The organism is Frankia sp. AgKG'84/4 (assembly GCF_023242965.2).
Taxonomy (GTDB): domain Bacteria; phylum Actinomycetota; class Actinomycetes; order Frankiales; family Frankiaceae; genus Frankia.
The window spans coordinates 1-5164 of sequence record NZ_JALKFU020000378.1 but is presented as its reverse complement, the minus strand read 5'-3'; the positions used below and the strand labels follow the sequence as shown (position 1 = coordinate 5164).

The window sequence follows — 5164 nt, the reverse complement described above, 5'->3', positions numbered from 1 at the left end:
GGGCTGGACCGCGCCGCGGCGGCGGCGCGCGTCGAGGCGATCCTGGCGCAGGTCGGGCTGGCCGGGCGCGGCGGCGACCGGGTGCGTTCCTACTCCCTGGGGATGAAGCAGCGCCTGGCGATCGGCGCCGCCCTGCTCACCGACCCGGACCTGCTCATCCTCGACGAGCCGACGAACGGCCTGGACCCCATCGGGATCCGGCAGATGAGGGAGCTGATCCGCTCCCTCGCGACCCGGACGGGACGTGGGCGGACCGTGCTGGTCTCCTCGCACCTGCTCGCCGAGGTGGAGCAGATCTGCGACTGGCTGATTGTCGTCGAGGGCGGCCGACTGGCCTACCAGGGGCCGACCGACCGGCTGATGGCGAGCCAGGCCGTCGAGGTGCTGCTGCGTCCGGAGCACGACGAGGACGTCGCGACGCTCGCGGACCTGCTCGCCGGCCTGGATCTGCCGGCGGTCCGCCGGCCGGGCGCCGTGGTGGCCAGCCTCGCCACGGAGCCGGACGACTCCCGCGCGTACTCCCGCCAGCTCGCCGCCGTGAACCGGGCCGCAGCCTCCCGTGGGATCACGCTGATCGAGATGACGCCGCACCGCCACAGCCTCGAGGACCGCTACGAGGGCCTCGTCACCCGGGCGGCCGCCGCCGCCCCACCGGACGCCGAGCAGGAGACCGCCCGATGAACCTCGCCCTGGCCGTACGACGCTCCTTCCGGGCCGAACTGATCAAGCTGTGGCGCCCCAGCACGGTGGTGGCGATGAGCCTGCTGGCCGCGCTCACCGCACTCTCGACGGTCCTGATCGTCAGCCTGGCCGATCCGGCCCGGCCCCGCACCGGGCCGGGCGAGGATCCGGCCGGTTTCGCCGTCACGACCGACCAGCTCGCCACGGCGTCGGGGATCGCCCGCGGCTTCACCGGCGGCAGCACCTTCACCGGACTCCTGATCTTCCTGGTCTTCGCGATCACCATCACCCTGGAGTACAGCCAGGGGACGCTGCGCACGGTGTTCCTGCGGGAACCGCGCCGGCTCGGCTGGCTCGTCGGCCGCCTCGCCGTGATGCTCGCGCTGGTCGTGGTCGCGCTGGCAGTGGCGCTCGGGCTCAGCGTCGGGGTGGCGGTCCTCGTCGCGCGGCTCCGCGGGATCGACACCTCCGCCTGGTGGAGTGCCGACGGCGCCGCCGCGCTCGGGTCGGGGTACGGCAACGTGCTGCTGGCGTCGGCGTTCTTCGCGGTGGTCGGGACCGTGCTCGGGCTCGTGGTGCGCTCCACCGCGCTGACGCTGGCCGTCGGCGTGGCGTGGACGTTCCCGCTCGAACACATCATCCAGGGCTCGTGGCGCGGCGCGACCCACGTCTTTCCGGGTCTGGTCTTCGACGCGGTGGGCCAGGGCGGTCTCGTCGACGCGAGCTACGGGACAGCACTGGCCGTCGGATCGGCGTACGCACTCGGAGCCGCGCTGCTGGGCACGGTCGCACTGACACGCCGAGATATCACCGCGTGAGATCAAGGCCACACATAGCCGGGCACCCGCACACGTTCCGACTAGGATCTAGCACCCAGAGTGTTCATCTGGTGGCGAAGGAGATCCAATCGTGGCCCCTCAACATTCCCCACGGTGAGCTCGTACGACCGGTTGCTCCGTGAGCTCGGCGGATCCGACGCGTATGCCGTGCTCGGCGTGAGCCGCCGGGCCGACCACGCCGAGATCCGCCGGGCCTACCGGGCGATGGTCCGCGCCCACCACCCGGACAGCCCCGCCAGCCAGGGCCCCGCATCGGTCCGCACGATCCAGCTCGTCACCGCCTCCCGAGAACTGCTGGAGAAGTGGCGGGACGACTACGACGCGCGCCAGGTCGCCTCGGAGCCGGACGAGCCAGACCACACCCACACCCGACTCCCGCCTCCACCAGAGACGACGGCCTGCTTCTGGACCGTGCCGACCCAGCAGTCCCCGCAGACCCAGCAGTCCCCGTCGACCCAGGTCCACGCACAGGCCCAGTGCCCCCCGCGGGCCCGGATCGCCGAGCCCGCCGCGGCGGATCCAGCGCCCCGTCCACACAGCCACCGGGCGCAGCGGGTGCGCGACCATCTGGTGCTCTCGATCGTCGCCACGATCCTGTGCGCCCCGATCGGCGCGGTCGGCCTGGTGCACGCGATTCGGACGGCCGACCTGCTCACCCATGGTGACGTCGAGGCCGCCCGGCAACGCTCGCGGCTCGGCCGGACCTGGTCGTGGACCGGCGCCGTGATCGGGGCGATCCTCGTCAGCGTGCTGAGCTGCGCAGGCGGTCACACCCCCGGCTGATACCCCGGCCGCGGGCGCACCGCGTCGGCACGACCGGAAGCGGATGTTTCACTAGGTACGTGACATCGGATGGCACACCGGTCGGACGTCGCGTCGTGCTCGGCATGCTCGCCCTGGGTGCCGCCGGCGTCGCGTTCGGCGGACGCGGCGAGCAGGCGGCCGAAGGCTTGCTCGCCCCGATCCGGCGCGGCGATCCGACCGGACTCACCGACCTCGTGCCTGTCGGCGGATTCCGGTACTACACGGTGGTCGACAGCGTGCAGAAGCTCGGCCCGGCCGACTACCGGCTGCGCGTCCACGGCCTGGTCGACCAGGCCCGCACGCTGTCGCTGGCCGATCTCGGCCGGATGCGGCAGACCACCCTCGTCCGCGACTTCCAGTGCGTCACAGGCTGGCGGGTAGGCAACGTGCGCTGGTCCGGGGTGCTGCTGCGCGACCTGCTCGACGCGGTCGGCGTGCAGCCCGCGGCGCGGGCGCTGACCCTGCGCTCGTTCGACGGCAGTTACACCGAGAGCCTCACCCTGGCGCAGGCCACCCGGCCGGACGTGCTGGTGGCGCTGCGGATGCTGGACGCACCGGTGACCCACGACCACGGCGGGCCGGTCCGGCTCTACGTGGCGCCGATGTACGGCTACAAGTCGATCAAATGGTTGGGTGAGATCGAGGCCGTCGCGGCGGTCGAGCCCGGCTACTGGGAGCGTCGCGGCTACGACGTGGACGGCTGGATCGGACGCTCGAACGGCCGCGACGATGACCCGGTCTGACCCGTCCGCCGCCGGCCGGATCCACCGGTCCGGCAAGACCCACCGGTCCGGCATGGTCCACCGGTTCGGACTGGTGCCGCGCCTGGTGCACTGGTGCACGGCGGCGCTGCTCGGCTGCTGCCTGCTCACCGGCGCCGCGCTCTATCTCCCCGCGCTTTCCGAGCTGGTCGGGCGCCGCCAACTGGTCGAGGCCGTGCACCTGTACGCGGGCCTCGCGCTGCCGGTGCCGATGCTGGCCGCCGCCGGCTCGGCCGCCTACCGCCGCGAGGCGCGCGCTCTCAACCGGTTCACCGCGGCGGACGGGGCGTGGCTGCGGGCCAGCGTCCGCCTCGGATCCTGGCGGCGGAACCGGGCGCGGGCGCGGGTCGCCGGTGAGGTCGGGAAGTTCAACGCCGGACAGAAGCTGTTCGCCGCGTTCGTCGCCGGCGGCATCCTGGTCATGCTCGGCACCGGCGTGGTGATGCAGTGGGGTGCGGGACCGCTGGGCGCGCTGCCGGTCGCCTACCGCACCGGGGCCACGTTCGTGCACGACCTGCTCGCGTACGGCCTGCTGTTCGGCGTGCTCGGCCACCTGTGGATGGCGGCGGCGGACCCGTCGGCCCGGCTCGGGATGCGCACCGGCATGGTTCCCGCCTGGTGGGCCACCCAGCAGCACCCCGCCTGGGCGCCCACGCCGACGCGGCGCCCCCCGGTCCCCACCGCCCCCGCGGTGCCCCCGGTCAGCTCCGACGCTGCGCCACCGCCACAATGATCACCACGGCGACGAGGTAGAGCAGCAGCACCGCGACGAACGCGATGAGCGAGACGACGCACCAGCGCCGGGCCCGCGCCGAGGCCTGCCTGGCCCCGTCGAGGTCGCCGGACTGCAGCCGATTCTGCGCGATCGACGCGTGGACAAGCGCCACGGCTCCGGTCGGCAGGCAGCACAGCAGCGTCGCGACGAGCGACTGCCACAGGTAGGTGCGCACCGCCGGGTCCGCGTCGAACCCGGCACCGTCGAGCGCGGCACCGTCGAGCGCGACCGGCTCCGCGGGCGGCGTCCCCTGCACCCAGGCCCGCCCCTTCTCCAGCCAGGCCGCACCGCGCGAGCCCGGGGACCACGGGCCCCGCGGCGCACCGGACGGGCTGGACACGGCGGCTCAGACGGAGATAGGTCCGAGCGTCGAGTACGACGAGCCCGAGCTGCTCTCGTCGAACCCGCCGGAAACACCCACGATGATCAGAATGATCAGAGGTATGAGCACCGCGACGGCCGAGATGATGGACCACAGCCGCGCCTTCTTCGACGCGTCGAGGGCGCCGGCGATGTCGCCCATGGCCCGGCGGCTGTCGACCTTGGTGGCATAGATGATCGCGACGACTCCGGCGGGCAGGCAGCACAGGACCGTGACCGCGATCGCCTGCCACAGGTAGTTCGGAATGGGCTGGCCGTACGGAGGCGGCGGGCCGAACCCGCCTGGGCCGCCGTAGTTCGGCGCTCCGTAACCCTGCGGCGCACCGTAACCGCCCGGCGGCGGGCCAGATCCCGGCGGAGGCCCATAACCGCCGTGACCATAACCGCCCTGGCCCTGGCCGCCATAACCACCCTGGCCGCCGTAGCCGCCCTGGTCGTAACCACCCTGGCCGCCGTAGCCACCGTCCTGGCCATAACCACCCTGGCCGCCGTAGCCGCCCTGGTCGTAACCACCCTGGCCGCCGTAGCCACCGTCCTGGCCGTAACCACCCTGACCCTGACCGTAGCCACCCTGGGGATATCCGCCCGGTGGGTACTCGGGTGGTTGGGACATACGTAGGGCTCCTGCGGATGTGGCGGGCCGGCCATGGCCCGCGGTCATGGATGTGGAACTTCACGGCACCCCGGACCGCGCGCACATTGTGGCACAACCAGCGCCGGCGTAGGCCGTTTCGGCGACGGTACTGCGGTGCGGTCGGCGCCTCACTCCCGGGTGCGTGGGGGGGGGGGGGGGGGGGGCGGGCCGCCCCCCCCCCCCCCGCCCCCCCCCCCCCCCCCCCCCCCCCACCCCCCCCACCCCCCCCCCCCCCCCCCCCCCCCCCCCCCCCCCCCCCCCCCCCCCCCCCCCCCCCCCCCCCCCCCCC

The 5164-nt window shown here is 73.6% G+C and carries 7 protein-coding genes; 5 read left to right on the top strand and 2 right to left on the bottom strand.

What is annotated here, in order from left to right; translation table 11 throughout:
- The 5 genes from MXD58_RS19450 to MXD58_RS19430 form a co-directional block, all read left to right on the top strand.
- Positions 1-681: ATP-binding cassette domain-containing protein (locus MXD58_RS19450; protein WP_250609685.1), on the top strand; the 681-nt coding region annotated here is incomplete at its 5' end.
- Positions 678-1499: an ABC transporter gene (locus MXD58_RS19445; RefSeq protein WP_248837611.1), complete on the top strand. Its 822-nt coding sequence runs from the start codon at positions 678-680 to the stop codon at positions 1497-1499. The genes MXD58_RS19450 and MXD58_RS19445, both read left to right, overlap by 4 nt.
- Before the next feature lie 114 nt (positions 1500-1613).
- A complete protein-coding gene (locus MXD58_RS19440) occupies positions 1614-2303 on the top strand; it encodes a CD225/dispanin family protein (protein ID WP_248837610.1) in 690 nt (229 codons plus the stop codon).
- A gap of 104 nt (positions 2304-2407) precedes the next feature.
- Positions 2408-3067 (top strand): molybdopterin-dependent oxidoreductase, encoded by a 660-nt coding sequence (locus MXD58_RS19435; protein ID WP_248837634.1) that lies wholly within the window; start codon positions 2408-2410, stop codon positions 3065-3067.
- Positions 3054-3818 (top strand): cytochrome b/b6 domain-containing protein, encoded by a 765-nt coding sequence (locus tag MXD58_RS19430; RefSeq protein ID WP_248837609.1) that lies wholly within the window; start codon positions 3054-3056, stop codon positions 3816-3818. The genes MXD58_RS19435 and MXD58_RS19430 overlap by 14 nt, the downstream gene beginning before the upstream one ends.
- Here MXD58_RS19430 and MXD58_RS30775 read toward each other — a convergent pair.
- Positions 3787-4200 carry a CD225/dispanin family protein gene (locus MXD58_RS30775; RefSeq protein ID WP_248837608.1) on the bottom strand — a complete coding sequence of 138 codons (414 nt, stop codon included), beginning with the start codon at positions 4198-4200 and terminating at the stop codon, positions 3787-3789. The two genes, MXD58_RS19430 and MXD58_RS30775, sit on opposite strands and share 32 nt — an antisense overlap.
- A 6-nt stretch (positions 4201-4206) precedes the next feature.
- Positions 4207-4854 (bottom strand): CD225/dispanin family protein, encoded by a 648-nt coding sequence (locus MXD58_RS19420; RefSeq protein WP_248837607.1) that lies wholly within the window; start codon positions 4852-4854, stop codon positions 4207-4209.
- Between the last annotated feature and the right edge of the window lie 310 nt (positions 4855-5164).